The 17,884-nt window shown below is 43.1% G+C and carries 15 protein-coding genes; 13 read left to right on the top strand and 2 right to left on the bottom strand.

Translation table 11 applies throughout. From position 1 onward, the window contains the following. Positions 1-24 precede the first annotated feature (24 nt). From nqrM to dinB, 4 genes are all read left to right on the top strand, one after another. Positions 25-249, top strand: coding sequence for a (Na+)-NQR maturation NqrM (nqrM, locus tag AC19MV_RS03765; protein WP_432399058.1), 225 nt, complete (start codon positions 25-27; stop codon positions 247-249). Positions 250-472: 223 nt separating this feature from the next. Continuing rightward, positions 473-943, top strand: coding sequence for a bacterioferritin (gene bfr / locus AC19MV_RS03760; protein WP_498305842.1), 471 nt, complete (start codon positions 473-475; stop codon positions 941-943). Positions 944-954: 11 nt separating this feature from the next. After that, the gene (gene bfr / locus AC19MV_RS03755; RefSeq protein ID WP_432399056.1) at positions 955-1,422 is read left to right on the top strand and encodes a bacterioferritin; all 468 of its coding nucleotides are present in this window, start codon (positions 955-957) and stop codon (positions 1,420-1,422) included. Positions 1,423-1,562: 140 nt separating this feature from the next. Next, on the top strand, positions 1,563-2,642 hold the full coding sequence (gene dinB, locus AC19MV_RS03750; protein WP_498305841.1) for a DNA polymerase IV: 1,080 nt from the start codon (positions 1,563-1,565) through the stop codon (positions 2,640-2,642). Between the two features lie 79 nt (positions 2,643-2,721). On the opposite strand, the gene AC19MV_RS03745 is transcribed toward dinB, so the two are convergent. After that, positions 2,722-4,185: an aminoacyl-histidine dipeptidase gene (locus AC19MV_RS03745; protein ID WP_432399054.1), complete on the bottom strand. Its 1,464-nt coding sequence runs from the start codon at positions 4,183-4,185 to the stop codon at positions 2,722-2,724. Positions 4,186-4,637: 452 nt separating this feature from the next. Between AC19MV_RS03745 and AC19MV_RS03740 the strand changes: the two genes are divergently transcribed. The 4 genes from AC19MV_RS03740 to AC19MV_RS03725 all read left to right on the top strand — a co-directional run bounded on the left by AC19MV_RS03740 (position 4,638) and on the right by AC19MV_RS03725 (position 10,906). After that, positions 4,638-6,179, top strand: coding sequence for a M17 family metallopeptidase (locus AC19MV_RS03740; RefSeq protein ID WP_498305840.1), 1,542 nt, complete (start codon positions 4,638-4,640; stop codon positions 6,177-6,179). 862 nt (positions 6,180-7,041) lie between these two features. Further along, the gene (locus AC19MV_RS03735; protein ID WP_432399052.1) at positions 7,042-8,331 is read left to right on the top strand and encodes an NCS2 family permease; all 1,290 of its coding nucleotides are present in this window, start codon (positions 7,042-7,044) and stop codon (positions 8,329-8,331) included. A 180-nt stretch (positions 8,332-8,511) separates the two neighbouring features. After that, positions 8,512-9,621 carry a glutamate 5-kinase gene (gene proB / locus AC19MV_RS03730; RefSeq protein WP_498305839.1) on the top strand — a complete coding sequence of 370 codons (1,110 nt, stop codon included), beginning with the start codon at positions 8,512-8,514 and terminating at the stop codon, positions 9,619-9,621. Between the two features lie 10 nt (positions 9,622-9,631). Next, positions 9,632-10,906 (top strand): glutamate-5-semialdehyde dehydrogenase, encoded by a 1,275-nt coding sequence (locus AC19MV_RS03725; protein WP_498305838.1) that lies wholly within the window; start codon positions 9,632-9,634, stop codon positions 10,904-10,906. A gap of 67 nt (positions 10,907-10,973) precedes the next feature. Here AC19MV_RS03725 and AC19MV_RS03720 read toward each other — a convergent pair whose 3' ends face one another. Further along, on the bottom strand, positions 10,974-11,309 hold the full coding sequence (locus AC19MV_RS03720) for a hypothetical protein (protein ID WP_432399049.1): 336 nt from the start codon (positions 11,307-11,309) through the stop codon (positions 10,974-10,976). 394 nt (positions 11,310-11,703) lie between these two features. Here AC19MV_RS03720 and dnaK point away from each other — a divergent pair, with 394 nt between their 5' ends. The 5 genes from dnaK (at position 11,704) to bamJ (ending at position 17,819) form a co-directional block, all read left to right on the top strand. After that, positions 11,704-13,626, top strand: a complete 1,923-nt coding sequence (gene dnaK / locus AC19MV_RS03715; RefSeq protein ID WP_432399048.1) for a molecular chaperone DnaK — start codon at positions 11,704-11,706, stop codon at positions 13,624-13,626. A gap of 111 nt (positions 13,627-13,737) precedes the next feature. Beyond that, positions 13,738-14,868, top strand: coding sequence for a molecular chaperone DnaJ (gene dnaJ, locus AC19MV_RS03710; RefSeq protein WP_160055296.1), 1,131 nt, complete (start codon positions 13,738-13,740; stop codon positions 14,866-14,868). Positions 14,869-14,976: 108 nt separating this feature from the next. Continuing rightward, on the top strand, positions 14,977-16,209 hold the full coding sequence (locus AC19MV_RS03705; RefSeq protein ID WP_498305837.1) for a DEAD/DEAH box helicase: 1,233 nt from the start codon (positions 14,977-14,979) through the stop codon (positions 16,207-16,209). A gap of 104 nt (positions 16,210-16,313) precedes the next feature. Next, entirely contained in the window at positions 16,314-17,120 is an 807-nt protein-coding gene (locus tag AC19MV_RS03700; protein ID WP_498305836.1) for a M48 family metallopeptidase, read from the top strand. Positions 17,121-17,201: 81 nt separating this feature from the next. Continuing rightward, the gene (gene bamJ / locus AC19MV_RS03695; RefSeq protein WP_432399045.1) at positions 17,202-17,819 is read left to right on the top strand and encodes a BamJ family beta-barrel-assembly machinery protein; all 618 of its coding nucleotides are present in this window, start codon (positions 17,202-17,204) and stop codon (positions 17,817-17,819) included. Positions 17,820-17,884: the final 65 nt, after the last annotated feature.

Here is a 17,884-nt window from a genome sequence, read left to right as displayed (position 1 = left end):
AGATTGAGTTAATTGGAGTTCGTAATGAGCACATTTATTGCTGCGTTTGTGGTGTTACTTTTGTTTTTCTTATTAATGTCTGTTGGCTATATCGTGAAGAAAAAAGCGGTAGAAGGCAGTTGCGGTGGATTAGGTGTTTTAGGTATTGAGAAAGCCTGTGACTGTGATAACCCTTGTGATGCGCGTAAACTTCGTATGCAAAAAGAACAAGACCGTAAAGATATGCTCAACCAAAATAGAATTATTTAAATTGTATCGCTTCTGATTTTAGAGCTTACAATGTAAAGAGCCTTCATTATGAAGGCTTTTTTTATGGGTTGCTAACCACAGTGGTGTTACAAAACTTAGTTATAATGATAATGGTTATCAATTGTAAGCTGGTGAAAATAAAGGAAAATTTGCCTTTTTATCTACAGTGTTCTATCCTGTATGAAATTGATCGAGATCACACTATTTATCAAGGGACATTGCTATGAAAGGTCATCCTAAAGTCATCAGTCAACTCAATCGTGTACTTACTTGCGAACTGACAGCCATTAACCAGTACTTTTTACATGCGCGCATGTTTAAGCACTGGGGTTTAGAAAAGCTGAATGAGAAAGAGTACAAAAAATCGATTGAAGACATGAAGCATGCTGACAAGTTGATTGAGCGAGTCTTGTTTCTTGAAGGATTACCTAATTTACAGCAGTTAGATAAATTGCGCATTGGTGAGCATGCCCAAGAGATGCTTAGCTGTGATTTAGACGCAGTGACTGAGCAAATTGCTATTTTACGTGAAGCGATTAGTGTATGTGAAACTCAGCAAGATTACGTTAGCCGTGATCTATTTGAAGATTTATTAGAAGACGAAGAAGAGCACCTAGATTGGATCGAGTCTCAGCAAGAGCTGATTAGCCAAACGGGTATCCAAAACTATCTTCAATCACAAATTAACGACTAATAGGAATTATCATGAAAGGCAATCCTGAAGTAATCGACGCCCTAAATTTACTGTTAACTGGCGAGTTATCTGCAATGGACCAGTATTTTGTTCATGCTCATATGTATGAAGATTGGGGATTTAATGAATTATATACCCGTATCTTACATGAGTCAGACGACGAAAAGTTGCATGCGGCAAAGTTAGTTCAACGTATTCTATTTTTAGAAGGCACGCCTGATGTCGGCAGCCGTGAAGCGTTGAATATTGGCAAAGACGTACAAGAAATGTTTAAAAATGACTTAGCTTACGAGTATCACGTAGCTGATAACTTACGTAAGGTTATTGCCTTGTGTGAAGCAAAGAAAGATTATCAGACCCGTGAAATTTTAGAAGTGTTACTCGATGATACTGAATCTGATCATATGTATTGGTTAGAAAAGCAATTGGGTCTTATTGAGCGCATTGGTTTACAGAACTATTTACAAACTAAAATGTAATCATTATTAAATAACACGCTACGCTAAAGAAGCCCAACTCAGTTTGGGCTTTTTTGTCTCCGTGATTGAGATAATGATAGTGTACTGTTTTTATATACAGTGATATTATTGGCGTTAAGTTAATCACTGATGGTCACAGAATGCGTAAAATCATTCATATCGATATGGATTGTTATTTTGCTGCGGTCGAAATGCGCGATTTTCCTGAGTTACGAGGAAAAGCCATTGCTGTCGGTGGCAGAAGTGATCGCCGCGGTGTGATAAGTACCTGCAGTTATGAAGCGCGTAAATTTGGTGTCCGAAGTGCAATGTCGAGTTATCACGCATTGCAATTGTGCCCACAGTTAATTTTAGTGCCGGGACGAATGGATGTATATAAGTCAGTTTCGTTGCAGATCCGTGAGATTTTCCATCGTTATACTGATTTAGTTGAACCATTGTCGTTAGACGAGGCCTACCTAGATGTCACTGATTGCACCGAACATAAAGGCAGTGCGACTTTAATTGCTAACGCCATACGCGATGAGATATTTGCCATCACAGGATTAACCGCTTCAGCGGGGGTTGCACCGATTAAGTTCCTAGCCAAAATTGCCTCAGATTTAAATAAACCGAATGGTCAATATGTGATAACCCCAAATCAAATCAGCGACTTTGTTAAAGACTTACCTTTGAGTAAAATTCCTGGGGTCGGTAAGGTCACTTCACAAAAGCTTGCTGATATTGGCTTAGTCACTTGCTTTGATGTGCAGCAATACCCCAAAGTGAAACTGATTGAAGCCTTTGGTAAGTTTGGCCATGTGCTTATTGAGCGTGCTCAAGGCATTGATACGCGGCAAATTAGTCCACACAGAGTGCGTAAGTCTGTTGGTGTTGAAACCACCTTAGCCAAAGACATATTTACCCTAGAGCAATGCCACCAAGTCTTACCGCAACTTATTCAAGAATTAAGTGCGCGGGTACATCGCAGTGCGAAAGACCGACTGATCAATAAACAAGTGGTTAAATTAAAATTTAATGATTTTAAGCAGACTACGATTGAGCATCGTAGCGATGCTATTTCAGTCAATATGTTTCACGAATTATTAAAACAGGCTCTGCAACGCAGCCAAGGCCGTGGCATACGCTTAATCGGTGTGAGTGTAGGTTTAGCCGATATCGTCCAAGGCCAATCAGATGATTTAGCAGATAAATTGACCCAACTCGATTTACAATTTTAACCTGCCTTTTTACCGTTACGCACAAAAAAGACGACTTAAAGTCGCCTTTGATTTTTTGATGAATTAGTTCGTTAACGTATTACGCATCTTTTGCAGGAATACGAGCTAATACCGCCAGTAGCAATTCCCAGTATTGGCCAACAGTCGTGATGTTAACCATTTCATCTGGACTGTGTGGATAACGGATCGTTGGGCCAATCGAAACCATGTCCATGTGCGGATATGGTTCTTTAAATAAACCACATTCAAGACCGGCATGGATGACCATGATGGTTGGGTCTTTCTTATAAATATCATTATAGGTTTCACGCACGATGGCCATGACTGGCGAGCTTGTGTCTGGCTTCCAACCTGGGTAAGCACCGCTTAAATCAATACTTGCGCCAGAAAGATTAGCTAATGCAGTCAGCATACCGGTAACTTCTTCTCGGCCAGAGTCGATTAATGAACGGATAAGGCACAATATTTCAACGCTTTCATCTTCAGTGCTAATCACGCCGATATTGAGTGAGGTTTCGGTTACGCCTTCAACTTCATCGCTCATGCGGATAACGCCATTGGGGCTAGCATGAAGTAAATCGATTAAGGTATTTTGCGCATCTTCGCCCATCACTTTTGTTGGTGTGGCAATTTCTGCGAGGCTCAGTAACATGCCTGGGTCTGCAATGGCTAACTCTTCACGAACCAAAGCTTGGAAAGACTCTATTGCCTGTTTAAGCGCAGCAACATTCTCACTTGGTAACATAAAGGTCATATTGGCTTCGCGCGGAATGGCGTTACGCAGTGAACCACCCGTAAAACTAACCAGCTCAATGGCTAACTCATCACTGTATTTAAACAAAAAGCGAGCTAACAATTTATTGGCATTACCTCGTCCAAGGTGAATGTTCACCCCTGAGTGGCCGCCTTTTAAGCCAGATAGGGTCATTGAGAAACTGGCATTACTTTGCTCTGGTGCTTGCCAAGACATCGGCACACTGATTTGTGCATCAACGCCGCCGGCACAACCCATGTAGATTTCGCCTTCTTGTTCAGAGTCGGTATTGATGAGGATATCGGCCTCAAGGTAACCCGCTTCTAGACCAAAAGCGCCTGTCATGCCCGCTTCTTCATCAATGGTTAGCAATACTTCTAATGGTCCATGTTTAATGTCTTTGCTGCCTAAAACGGCTAGCGCAGACGACATACCGATACCATTGTCTGAACCTAATGTCGTGCCTCTGGCTTTAACCCAATCTCCATCTACATAAGCTTCGATTGGATCGGTTTCAAAGTTATGGACTTTATCGGCATTCTTTTGCGGCACCATATCAATGTGTGCTTGTAGCACCACTATTTTGCAATTTTCCATACCTGGGGTGGCAGGCTTGCGAATAATTAAGTTACCGACTTTATCTTCAACAACTGCAAGCCCTTGAGCTTTAGCCCATTGTTGAATATGTTGCGATAACGCTTGCTCATGTTTTGAAGGATGTGGAATAGCGCAAATTTGTTCAAACCATTGCCAAAGAGGCTGAGGATATAATTGAGTTAATGCAGTCACGAAACGCCCTCTATGAAGAATTCAGTCGAATACGACAGATGTTATACCCAATCAACCAGAAGATGCATGTTTCAGAGCTTCACCGTGTTTTCAATACTAGATGCGTTAATGTAAGTACCTTATAAATTAGCGCATCAACGCCCTTGATTTAAAAATCAAGGGACACGGTGAAACTCCCAAAGGGCAAGTTTTACAGGCGTTTATGCTGCGGCTTTTGTTAATTTAGCTGATTTTGGAAAGGGAACGACCATTACCCGCAATCAATGCCTTGCCTAAACGCGTGTAAATTCTTGCTGAAATCGAACATCACCCGGTAATTGGGCATATAGCTGCAAATATTTTAACATATTCTGCGGCGTTACTTGATATTGCCACATCAATTTGCCAAGGTTTAGGCCACAAATCTGTAAATAAATATGAACCAGCAACTCTGTTGTTGAATAAGGACATTTATGACCCAAATAAATCAAACTGCGCAAGCATTTCAAGTGCCTTTTATTGATGTCACCAGTGACGAAGCCATTTTTGAAGGTGAAGGTTGGGATGCCGTGGTCGTCATTGCGCCGAGCCTTGCTGATATTAAGCAAGATGAAATTAATTTATTGGCAGCCCATGCTAGCCAAATTGATATGCGTGTTGGCAAAAGTGCTACTTTACTGTTCGCGCCAGGCTTAGCAGGAGGGCGTTTAATTATCTCGCCAGTTGCAGATGCCGATAACTCTTATAACGATGTGCGTGTATTTGCTAAAGCAGCGCGTGAAGGTATTGCTATTGCAAAAGCTGCGGGCGCGATTAAGCCATTACTTGTTGTGCCTGCTGTGGGTGATAAACGTTATCAATATGCACAGCAAATTGCGGCACTGGCATGTGGCCAAGAGTTATGGCAACCATTAGAAGCACGTGAAGCCCAAGCGTTAGTACCCAGTTTTAAAGCCATTGGTTTACTCAATAGCAACTCTTATAGCCTGTTAGTCAATGCCGCAGAATCTGGGCGAGTGTTAGCACGTGATCTTTGCGGTACCGATCCTGAGCGTATGTCTGCCATTGGCTTTGCGCAATACTGTGTCGACGCTTTTGCTGGCAGTGGTCTCGCGGTGTCGGTGATTGATCAGCTTGAGCAATTAAAAAGTGACTATCCACTGTTAAGCGCTGTTGGTCGAAGCTCATTGGGTATTGAGCGTCATCATCCTCGGGTGGTGAAACTAGAATATGTCGGCGAGGGTACCATTACAAAAACCTTATTCTTTGCCGGTAAAGGGGTTGTATATGATACGGGGGGCGCAGACATAAAAGTGGCTGGCTCTATGGCTGGCATGAGCCGTGATAAAGGTGGTGCCGCCGCTGTTGCCGGGTTAATGAAAGCATTATCTATTCTTAAACCCAAGGGCATCAAAGTGGTCGCTGAGCTCGGATTAGTTAGAAATAGTATCGGCAGTGATGCCTTTGTCACTGACGAAATTATCACTAGCCATGCAGGTGTGCGAGTTAGGATAGGTAATACCGATGCAGAAGGGCGTTTAGTGCTTGCCGATTTATTGTCGCATTTACGTATTCAAGCCCAACAGGCTATTAATCCACAATTATTTTCGGTCGCAACGCTAACTGGTCATGTGGTGAGGGCCTATGGTGGTTACACCGCGTTAGTTGAAAATAGTGTGGCTAAACAACAAGGCGTAGCAACATTATTAGCCGATGTGGGCGAGCAGTGGGGAGAGCCATTTGAGGTGTCGCGCTTGCGCCCAGAAGACTTTGATAAAATCGCAGACAAAAATGGAGCGGCCGATGTGGTGTCTTCAAATAATGGTCCGTCATCGATTACCGCACGCGGTCATCAATATCCTGCAGCTTTCTTGTTAAAAGCGTCTGGTTTACTGCAAACATCGCTGGCATTTACTCACATTGATATCGCAGGCAGTGCCGTTGAGGGCGATCCTCTTTACGGTAAGCCCACTGCGAACCCTTTGGTTGCTTTATTACAGTTTGCTAAAATGTAACAATTGTCAGTGTAATTCGCTGCTTTTATTGATTAAAATTAGTTTGTTACATTGGGTTAACAATAGTTATACATAGTTTTAATACGGTTTATTTGTAATTAAATCACTTTTAATGAAGTTTTTGTGAATTAAAGCAAATAATACTTGTAATTAAATTACAGTTTTGTATAATTCTTTTCGTCGACAAGCAGTGTGCTTATCGGCTCTAGTTAATCCAGGATGGATATAGCCTCCAGGGATCTGAGTGACAAGTTGTCTCAACGGATTTGAGAAATGTACGTTCCAAGGAACCGAGCCAAGCTTTACTAGGTTTATACAACTTAACTTTATTCAGGAGAAGACCATGTCTTATACAGGTAACGGCAAAATTTATTGGCAAAACACTTGGTTTGCTGACGTATCAGTTTTACGTGGCGGTATTTTCGCCATGAAATTTTAAGAATTGACCCTCTTAAAGTAGCTTTAATATCCATCAACCTTTTGTTCGTCGCGTTTGACGGTTTTAGACAAGGTGGTAAATTAATTAATTTATCGCCACATCACGTTAAGTGGTGCTAGCTTTCCTTTCCCCATATGGGATGCTTGTAACATGTCTGCCTACTCTTCAGAGTAGGCTTTTTTTTGTCTGCAATTTACCTCACGAGTTTAGTCCGCTATATAAAACACTGTAATCTTTCAACAAAATGGCCAATTATAGCTATCACGCCTGTAAGAACTTATAATCCACATCTTATAAAGTTAGTCAGCACTAATGACGCTAGTTTTATGATTTTAGTCACGGCTAAGTAAGTCGGCTAAACCCTACCTAATGATACTAAAACAATTACCTATATTTTAACCCTTACCCAAGGAACCCTGTTCCATGTTAGAAAAACTGTTTAAATTAAAAGAGCACAACACCAACCTGAAGCAAGAAGCGATTGCAGGCCTAACGACATTTTTAACCATGGCTTACATTATTTTTGTAAACCCAATGATGTTAGCTGACGCCGGAATGGATCACGGCGCAGTATTTGTTGCCACTTGTTTAGCCGCTGCAGTGGGTTGTTTGGTGATGGGGTTGTTAGCAAATTACCCTATTGCGTTGGCGCCTGGTATGGGGTTGAATGCCTTTTTTACTTACACCGTCGTCGGTGAGATGGGCTATAGCTGGGAAACTGCATTAGGTGCGGTGTTTATGTCTGGCGTGTGTTTTTTAATTCTATCGCTGGTGAAAATCCGTGAGTGGATTGTTAATAGTATCCCGATGTCATTACGTTTTGGTATTGCTGCAGGTATTGGATTATTTTTAGCGCTTATTGGTCTTAAAAGTGCCGGTATTGTAGTTGCAAGTCCTGCGACATTAGTGACAATGGGAGACATTACGTCATTCCCTGCGATGATGGCGGCATTAGGGTTTTTCTTGATTATTGCGATGGTACAACGCGGCTTAAAAGCAGCGGTTATCTTCAGCATTTTAATTGTGACGGTATTAGGTTTGTTGTTTGGCGATGTGCAATATAACGGATTGGTTTCATTACCGCCGTCGATTGCGCCGACTTTTATGAAAATGGACTTGTCTAGCGTGCTTGAAGTGAGCATGTTGTCGGTTATTTTCGCCTTCTTATTTGTCGACCTATTTGATACCTCTGGTACGTTAGTGGCGGTGGCTCAACGTGGTGGTCTACTCGATGAAAAAGGTCGTTTACCACGGGTTAAACGTGCGTTAACGGCAGACAGTGTGGCAACCATTGCTGGTGCTGCATTAGGTACATCAACCACCACCAGTTACATTGAAAGTACTGCAGGCGTGAGTGCTGGCGGGCGAACGGGTTTAACCGCTGTTATTGTCGGGTTGCTGTTTATTGCGGCATTATTTATTTCGCCTTTAGCGGGTATGGTGCCAGCTTATGCTACGGCTGGAACATTGTTTTACGTTGCTATTTTAATGATGTCGGGTTTAGTTAACGTGGAATGGGAAGATTTAACCGAAGCGGCGCCTGTTGTCGTGACATGTCTACTTATGCCATTAACATTTTCTATCGCTAATGCCATTGGCTTAGGTTTTATCTCTTACGCGGTGATTAAATTGTTGACCGGTCGCTTTAAAGATTTGAACTCTGGCATTTTAGTCGTTGCGGCATTATTTATGGTTAAATTTGCTTACAGCTAATCTCACCATTAATAGCATTATGTTGTCAGCTTATGGCATCACAATTAACTTAAGGGGCCTTTGGCCCCTTTTTTATGACTTAAAAATAAAAAATGCCCTGTATTAGCGGCTTTCACTATGAATTATTCATTTTATTGGGTATAAAAATAATTCGAGTTTTTTAGTTAACTGAGTGAAGTCATGGGTTATCGGCGTGTGGTGGTGAAGTTGGGAACGAGTGTGCTGACATCGGGCAGTAAAAAGCTCGATAAGGCGCATATGGTAGAATTAGCAAGGCAAATGGCCATGTTAATGCGTGCAGGCGTAGAGGTGGTATTGTGTACTTCAGGTGCGATAGCTGCTGGGCGTGAACACCTTCAATACCCGGTATTCCCCGACACCATGGCCAATAAGCAATTACTGGCCGCAGTAGGCCAAAGTCAGTTGATTTTAGCCTGGTCACAACTGTTTAGTATTTACGGTTTGCATGTGGGGCAATTATTACTGACCCGTGCAGATCTGCAAGACCGTGAACGCTACCTTAATGCGCGTGATACGTTAAATGCGTTATTAGCTCACAATATCATCCCGATTATTAATGAAAATGATGCCGTGGCGACCAATGAAATTAAAGTTGGTGATAACGATAACTTATCGGCACGTGCAGCCTTGCTATGTGATGCTGATTTACTGATTTTATTGACCGATCAAAAAGGCTTGTTTGATGCCGATCCTCGCACGAATCCTGATGCACAATTGATTAAGCAAGTGGCCAATATTGATGACAGTTTGCGTTTGTTAGCTGGCGGTTCAGTATCGGGTTTAGGCACGGGTGGTATGGCGACAAAACTTGAAGCGGCCGATATTGCTCGCCGTGCGGGTATCGAAGTGGTGATTGCGTCTGGTCATCACCCAGATGTGATTGCCAAAGTTGCTGCCCGTGAAACTGTTGGTACGCATTTTAGTGCTATCGAAAATCCGTTAGAAAGCCGTAAACAGTGGATTTTAGCGGGGCCGGCCACTCAAGGTAAGTTGATTATTGATGCGGGCGCTTCAGTTGCGGTTGTGGCAAATGGGCGTAGTTTATTGTCCAAAGGGATCATCGCAGTAGAAGGTAAGTTTGAACGTGGAGCAACCTTGTTAATCGTTGATCAAAAAGGAAAAGTATTGGCCAAAGGAATAAGCCGATACTGTGCTAACGATTTAACTAAAATTAGTGGCAAGCACTCAAATGATATTGAGCCTTTGCTAGGTTATGACTACGGAGATGCCATCATTCATCGTAATGATATGGTTGTACTCGATAATTAAGGATAAGCATATGTCTGCCACAGAAACAGAATATTTAACCCAACTTGGCCAGCGCGCTAAAACCGCTAGTTTTACGTTAGCGGCATTATCGGCCAAGCAAAAATCGGCTTTGTTAACCGAAATAGCCCATCAGTTGGGCGAGCATAAAGAGCAAATATTACACGCTAACGCGCAAGATGTTGCCAATGCGAAACGTAATGGTTTAACCGAGGCGATGATCGACCGGTTAATGCTTGATGAAGGCCGTTTAGCGGGCATTATTGCTGATATTGATAACGTGATAGCACTTGCCGACCCCGTTGGAAATGAAGCTGAAAGTCGCGTGCTTGATAACGGCTTACGGTTAACACGTCGTAGTGTGCCATTAGGTGTGGTTGGGGTTATTTACGAAGCTCGGCCAAATGTTACCGTCGACATTGCAGTGCTAGCGCTTAAAACCGGTAATGCTGTTATTTTACGCGGTGGTAAAGAAACGCTCACATCAAATAAAGTATTAAGTGACGTTATCCGCTCTGCGTTAGTCAACCAAAAATTACCCCAAGATGCAGTACAGCTCATTGACTCGCCCGACAGAAGCATTGTTAGCGGTTTACTGCGCTTAGATAAATACGTCGACATGATTATTCCTCGTGGCGGGCAAAACTTGCAGCGTTTATGTGCCGAGCAGTCGAGTATCCCGGTTATTCTAGGCGGCATTGGTATTTGTCATTTGTTTGTCGATAAACAGGCCGACTTAGTGCGGGCGATTGATGTTATCGCCAACGCAAAAGTGCAACGTCCTACCGTATGTAATGCATTGGATACTTTATTAGTTCATCAACGTATTGCTGCAGAATTCATCCCTAATATTGCATCGCATCTTCATTCGCTAGGCGTGCGTTTTCACGCTTGTGCTCATGCATTACCGTATTTAGAGGGCTTAGGTTTTGATGTGACACCGGCCCACGATGAATCTTTTTCAACTGAGTGGTTATCGCTAACCTTAGGCATAAGAGTGGTGCACGATATCGACGCAGCTGTTGAGCACATTAGGCAGTATTCGAGTGGTCACTCTGAGGCGATTTTAACTGACGATATTCATGCCGCAGCGCATTTCATGAATCAAGTTGATTCTGCTGCCGTCTATGTCAATGCAAGTACTCGTTTTACCGATGGTTCTCAATTTGGTTTAGGTGCAGAAGTCGCGGTGAGTACGCAAAAGTTACATGCTCGTGGCCCGATGGCGCTCGATGCGTTAACCACTTATAAGTGGCTGGCCTGGGGCGATTACACTAGCAGGCCATAAAACGTAATTAACCCATAATATAAGAGCGCTGTTTAGCGCTCTCATATTTTATGGTGTCAATGGCTGCTTATAAGTTGTAAATAAGGTGGCTAGGTGTGGCTGGGAGGGTAAAACGCTCATAGGTCGTTAATAACCAAATGATGAAAAAAGCACAAGTCATTAGCATTGCCACAATACGAAACGCTTGAGCGTACTCCATCACATAAGTAAAAAAGCGGCGTTGTACCTTATTGGTCATATAAGTTGCGATGAGGGCAAATACACATAAATACATTGCAGGGTATTGGGTGCTAGAAACGCCATAGCACTTTTCATAGGCCATGATCAGGCCAACAATCGTTAAGATAACAATTCTTATTTGTCGTTCAGTCTTGTCACTAAAATTCCATCTTGGCAGTCCCATTGCCGCATATCCTCTTCTTGCGCTTGATCTTTTTTTTCCTACATCTTGTTATAACTCTGATACCGTTTTTTATCAAACATTTAGCTGTATAAGTCCCTAAAATTCATTTTGCGTGAAAACTAAATCGATGCTGAAAGCCTTTGGTCGAGGCTATACGATACTCATAATGCTTACGGTAATAGATTTCTCGATATATAAGCAAAATGGCATAAATTTTTTATCAATACCCTTGTAATTCATTTTGCTGTCCCAATATAGGTATCAAGGCTGATATGAGTGGCTAAATGTGAACCGCAAATTTACCAACCAAAAGGTTGAAAAATACGTAGTTCATCCCCATATCAACATCAAATAACATATTTGTGACGTAATAGCGTCAATTCTGGAGGACCCCATGGGCAAAATTATTGGTATCGACTTAGGCACGACAAACTCTTGTGTGGCTGTCCTTGATGGCGGCAAAGCACGCGTAATTGAAAACGCAGAGGGCGACCGTACAACGCCTTCAATCATCGCATATACCGATGACGAAACGATTGTTGGCCAACCAGCAAAGCGTCAAGCAGTGACTAACCCTGCAAACACATTCTTTGCTATTAAGCGTTTAATCGGTCGTCGTTTTAAAGATGACGAAGTTCAGCGCGATGTAAACATCATGCCATTCAAAATTATCGCAGCAGATAATGGCGATGCATGGGTTGAATCTCGTGGTAACAAAATGGCGCCACCACAAGTGTCTGCTGAGATCTTGAAAAAGATGAAAAAGACGGCAGAAGACTTTTTAGGTGAAGAAGTAACAGAAGCGGTAATTACTGTTCCTGCATACTTTAACGATTCACAGCGTCAAGCAACGAAAGATGCTGGCCGTATCGCAGGTCTTGATGTTAAGCGTATTATCAACGAGCCAACAGCGGCTGCGTTAGCATACGGTATCGATAAGAAGCAAGGCGACAACATTGTTGCAGTATACGATTTAGGTGGTGGTACATTCGATATCTCTATCATCGAAATCGACAGCAATGATGGCGACCAAACATTTGAAGTATTAGCAACCAATGGTGACACTCACTTAGGTGGCGAAGACTTCGACAACCGTATGATCAACTATTTAGCTGATGAATTCAAAAAAGACCAGGGCTTAGATCTTCGTAAAGATCCTTTAGCAATGCAACGTTTGAAAGAAGCGGCTGAAAAAGCAAAAATCGAACTTTCAAGCACTAACCACACTGAAGTTAACTTGCCTTACATCACTGCTGATGCAACAGGTCCTAAGCACTTAGTGGTTAAAATTACTCGTGCTAAGTTAGAGTCATTGGTTGAAGATTTAATTCAACGTACATTAGAGCCACTAAAAGTTGCACTTGCTGATGCTGATCTAAAAGTCACTGACATCAACGAAGTGATTTTAGTGGGTGGCCAGACTCGTATGCCTAAAGTACAAGAAGCGGTAACAAACTTCTTCGGCAAAGAGCCTCGTAAAGACGTTAACCCAGATGAAGCTGTTGCAGTAGGCGCAGCCATTCAAGCTGGCGTACTTTCTGGTGAAGTGAAAGACGTATTACTACTTGACGTTACACCGTTATCATTTGGTATCGAAACCATGGGTAGCGTAATGACTAAGCTTATCGAGAAGAACACCACTATCCCGACTAAAGCGAGCCAAACGTTCTCTACCGCTGATGACAATCAAAATGCAGTAACGATTCACGTACTTCAAGGTGAGCGTAAGCAAGCTAGCTACAACAAATCTCTAGGTCAATTTAACCTAGACGGTATTGAGCCAGCACCACGTGGTCAACCACAAATTGAAGTGGCTTTCGACATCGACGCAGACGGTATCTTAAAAGTATCTGCAACCGATAAGAAAACCGGTAAAGCGCAAAACATCACCATTAAAGCTAACTCTGGTCTATCAGACGAAGAAGTAGAACAAATGGTACGTGACGCTGAAGCTCACGCTGACGAAGATGCGAAGTTTGAAGAGTTAGTTAAAGCACGTAACCAAGCTGATGGCTTAGTACACGCAACTAAGAAGCAAGTTGAAGAAGCGGGCGACGATTTAGCAAGCGACGAAAAAGAAAAGATTGAAGCGGCTATTGCTGAGCTAGAAACGGCCATCAAAGGCAAAGATAAAGAAGCAATGGACACAGCAACTCAGGCACTTATCGAAGCATCTGCTAAGTTAATGGAAATTGCTCAAGCTAAAGCGCAAGCTCAAGGCGGCGCAGATGGCCAAGCACAAGATGCTGGTCAATCAAAACCTGCTGATGATGTTGTTGATGCTGAGTTCGAAGAAGTTAAAGACGACAAAAAGTAATTAACAATTTCAGTTAGTTACCATTAAAGCGGGCGTTGAGGCTATCCTCACACGCCCGTTTGTATAAATTGAATTTAACAATTTACTCACACCTTCGAGAAACAGAACACTATGTCAAAGCGTGATTATTACGAAGTTCTCGGTGTTGGACGTGACACCAGTGAACGCGAAATTAAAAAAGCGTACAAGCGCTTAGCGATGAAGTTTCACCCAGACCGTAATCCGGGTGACAAAGCCGCTGAAGCCAGCTTTAAAGAAATTAAAGAAGCGTACGAAATTTTAACCGACAGCGACAAGAAAGCAGCTTATGACCAATTTGGTCACGCTGGCGTTGATCCTAACCGTGGTGGACACGGCGGTGGTCAAGGTGATTTCGGCGATATCTTTGGTGATGTATTCGGTGACATCTTTGGTGGTGGACGCCGTGGTGGCGGACAACGTCAAGCTGCGCGCGGCAGCGATTTACGTTACAACTTAGAGTTGTCTTTAGAAGAAGCCGTACGTGGCTTAACTAAAGAGTTACGTATTCCAACATTGGCCGCGTGTGATCTGTGTGATGGCAGCGGTGCTAAAAAAGGCAGTTCGGCGACCACTTGTGGTACATGTCATGGCCAAGGCCAAGTACAAATGCGTCAGGGCTTTTTTGCAGTACAGCAAGCCTGTCCTACTTGTCATGGTCGCGGTAAAATTATCAAAGACCCATGTGGCAAGTGTCATGGCGAAGGCCGTGTTGAAAAGAGCAAAACCTTGTCAGTTAAGATCCCTGCTGGGGTTGATACTGGTGACCGTATCCGTTTGACCGGCGAAGGTGAAGCGGGCGAGTTTGGTGCACCACCGGGCGATTTATACGTTCAAGTCAGTGTGCGTGAACACGCAATCTTTACCCGTGATGCCAACAACTTATACTGTGAAGTGCCAATTTCATTCAGTAAAGCGGCGTTAGGTGGCGAGATTGAAGTGCCAACACTTGACGGTAAAGTGAGCCTTAAAATTCCAACAGAAACTCAAACTGGGCGTATGTTCCGTTTACGCGGAAAAGGCGTTAAGTCGGTCCGCAGCCATGCAGTAGGTGACTTGCTGTGTAAAGTGGTGATGGAAACTCCGGTTAACTTGAATGAAAAACAAAAAGAGTTATTGCGTGAGTTTGAAGCGACGTTAACGGGCGAATCAAAAAAACACAGTCCAAAAGCTGAAGGTTTTTTTGATGGCGTAAAAAAGTTCTTTCAAGACTTAAACAGTTAATCGCGAACTCTTAGCGACCATGTTAAAGGCTGTTTACTTTGGTAAGCAGCCTTTTTTATTGGCGTGTACAATGGGTACTCTTAGGTTTGTTATTATTAGGCGTTATCAATGTTATTTTCTCAATTCACACTCAGCGCTGCGTTATTGAAAGCCTTACCTAGCAGTATTACTGAACCAAGTCGTATTCAACAATTAGCTATCCCTGCCATATTGGCAGGGCAAGATGTGTTGGCATTAGCCCAAACAGGCAGTGGTAAAACCTATGCATATGGTTTACCTATTTTGCAGCATATTAGTCAGCAAGGTATTTCAGGTTTATCTGCTGTGGTCGTGGTTCCAACCAGAGAGCTTGCTGCACAAGTTATGCAAGACTTAACCCCATTAGCCCACGCATTAAATTTACAGGTTGATATAGTGTGCGGCGGTGAAGCGATTGAATTGCAACTTGAGCGATTAAGCGCGCCTGCTCATGTGATTGTGGCCACCCCTGGGCGGTTACTAGCGTTAATACAACAAGGTGTTATTCCGTGTAGCAAAGTGCACAGTATGGTACTCGATGAAGCCGACAGGTTACTGGATATGGGCTTTATTCATGACATTAATGCCATCATTACAGCGATGCCTGCTGGGCAGCGATTATTGTTTTCGGCCACCATGCCTGCTGCATTAAATGAGTTAGCCGAGCAATTATTGTCAAAAAAGAGTGTGCGTATTGAAGCTCAGGTACTTAACAGTGCAGTCGATGATATTGCTCAGACGGTTTATCACGTTAATAAAGGCAGTAAAGCTCAAGCGTTAATACAGTTAATTACACTAAATAATTGGCAACAAGTCTTGGTGTTTGTGAATGCCAAAGATGAAGCCGATGGCTTATGTAAAAAACTACTCAAGGCCGGAATTACTGCGGACGCACTGCACGGCGATAAAGAACAAACGCAGCGTAGCCAAACATTAGCCTTGTTCAAAAATAAACAACTTAATGTGTTAGTGGCTACCGACGTGCTCGCGCGTGGTATTCATATTGATGCGCTACCTGTCGTGATTAATATGACATTGCCAGCGCAAGCTGCTGTTTACGTGCATCGTATAGGGCGTACAGCGAGAGCAGGGCTTAGTGGTGTTGCGTTATCGTTAGTGAGCCATGCAGAAATGGATTACCTAGAAGCGATAAGAGCATTAACAGCCCTATTATTACCTTTAAATGAACTCGCCGGTTTTACTGTGACAGATAAACCTGTGAGTGATAACAGCAAGCGAGCGCCACGCGATAAACAAGCCAATCGTCGTACGGCGAGCAAACACAGCAAAAGTGATTTTAGCAAACGTAAACCAGCACGATAGTAGGTTTTCGCGTTTATTACCGTGATGTAATCGCCATTGGTAATAGTATAAAATAACTGAATTACGGATTGAGTTTGGCTCAATACATGTTAAAGGACGATACCATGAAACCACTTGCACTAACCTTATTAGTATCCGTTTTATTGGCGGGGTGTGTGAATAACCAATCACCGACCGGACGTGGACAGACATTACTGTTTTCTGATGCACAAATGCAACAGATGGGGGCTCAGTCGTTTGATACGATGAAACAAAGCGAGAAAATCAGCCAAAATAAAGCCCAAACAGACTACGTTAATTGCGTTGCAAAACGTATCGTTGCGGTACTGCCTGATCAATCTCAACAATGGGATGTGGTGTTGTTTGAATCAGACCAAGTCAATGCATTTGCTTTGCCGGGTGGCCATATTGGTGTGTACACAGGGTTACTCAAGGTGGCGAGTAATCAAGAACAACTCGCAACCGTTATGGGCCATGAAGTTGCGCACGTATTAGCCCAGCATGGTAACGAGCAGGTATCACGGGCACAACTAACAGGTTTAGGGATGCAAGTGGCCGACGCTGCTATTGGTGTGTCGGGCGTAGCCAATAAAGATTTATATATGGCCGCACTAGGATTAGGGGCAAATGTGGGTATTATTTTACCTTTTGGCCGTAATCAAGAATCAGAAGCCGATATCGTTGGCTTAGAGTTAATGGCCAAAGCTGGCTTTAACCCTGCCCAGAGTATTAGTTTATGGCAAAACATGGCCAAGGCGGGTGGAGCGCAAGGCCCAGAGTTACTTTCAACTCACCCATCTCACAGCCATCGTATTGAAGACTTACAAGCGGCTCAAAATCAAGTGATGCCACTTTATACACAGGCAAGAAAACAGTCTTTGACTGAGTGTAAAATTGCTCAAGTTAAATAGCACTTTTTGCCAACATGGGAGTAGATTATTGTGATAAACTCTTGTGCGAATTTTTAATGAATTATTGAGAGAAACTTTATTATGTCAGATTTGTTCAGCACTATGGAACAGCATGCAAGCTACGGTGTAGGTCGTCAAATGGGCGAGCAACTAGCAGCAAACTCTTTTGAAGGTATTGATATCCCTGCTGTTCAAGCTGGTCTTGCTGATGCATTTGCCGGTACAGAAAGCCAAGTAACAATGGAAGAGTTACAAGTGGCCTTTACTGAAATCAGCCGTCGTTTACAAGAAGCACAAGAAGCGGCTTCTGCAGCGGCGACTGCTGAAGGCGATGCATTTTTAGCTGAAAACGCAAAGCGTGATGGCGTAACCGTGACTGAGTCTGGTCTTCAATATGAAGTATTAGTACAAGGTGATGGCGAAAAGCCAACCTATGAGTCAACTGTACGTACTCATTACCACGGTACATTCCTTAACGGTGACGTATTCGACAGTTCAGTGACTCGTGGTCAACCTGCTGAGTTCCCAGTATCGGGTGTTATTGCCGGTTGGACTGAAGCGCTACAGTTAATGCCTGTTGGCACTAAGCTTAAATTATATGTACCACATCACTTGGCTTACGGTGAGCGTGGCGCGGGTGCTTCAATCCCGCCTTACTCGGCTTTGGTTTTCGAAGTTGAGTTGTTAGACATTATCTAATACGTTAAAACGCCTAAGTTAACTTAGGCGTTTTTGTATAAGCCATTTTTCATTCAACACTGGGA

This window comes from Shewanella sp. MF05913, assembly GCF_059758095.1.
This window is presented reverse-complemented; position numbering and strand designations above follow the sequence as displayed.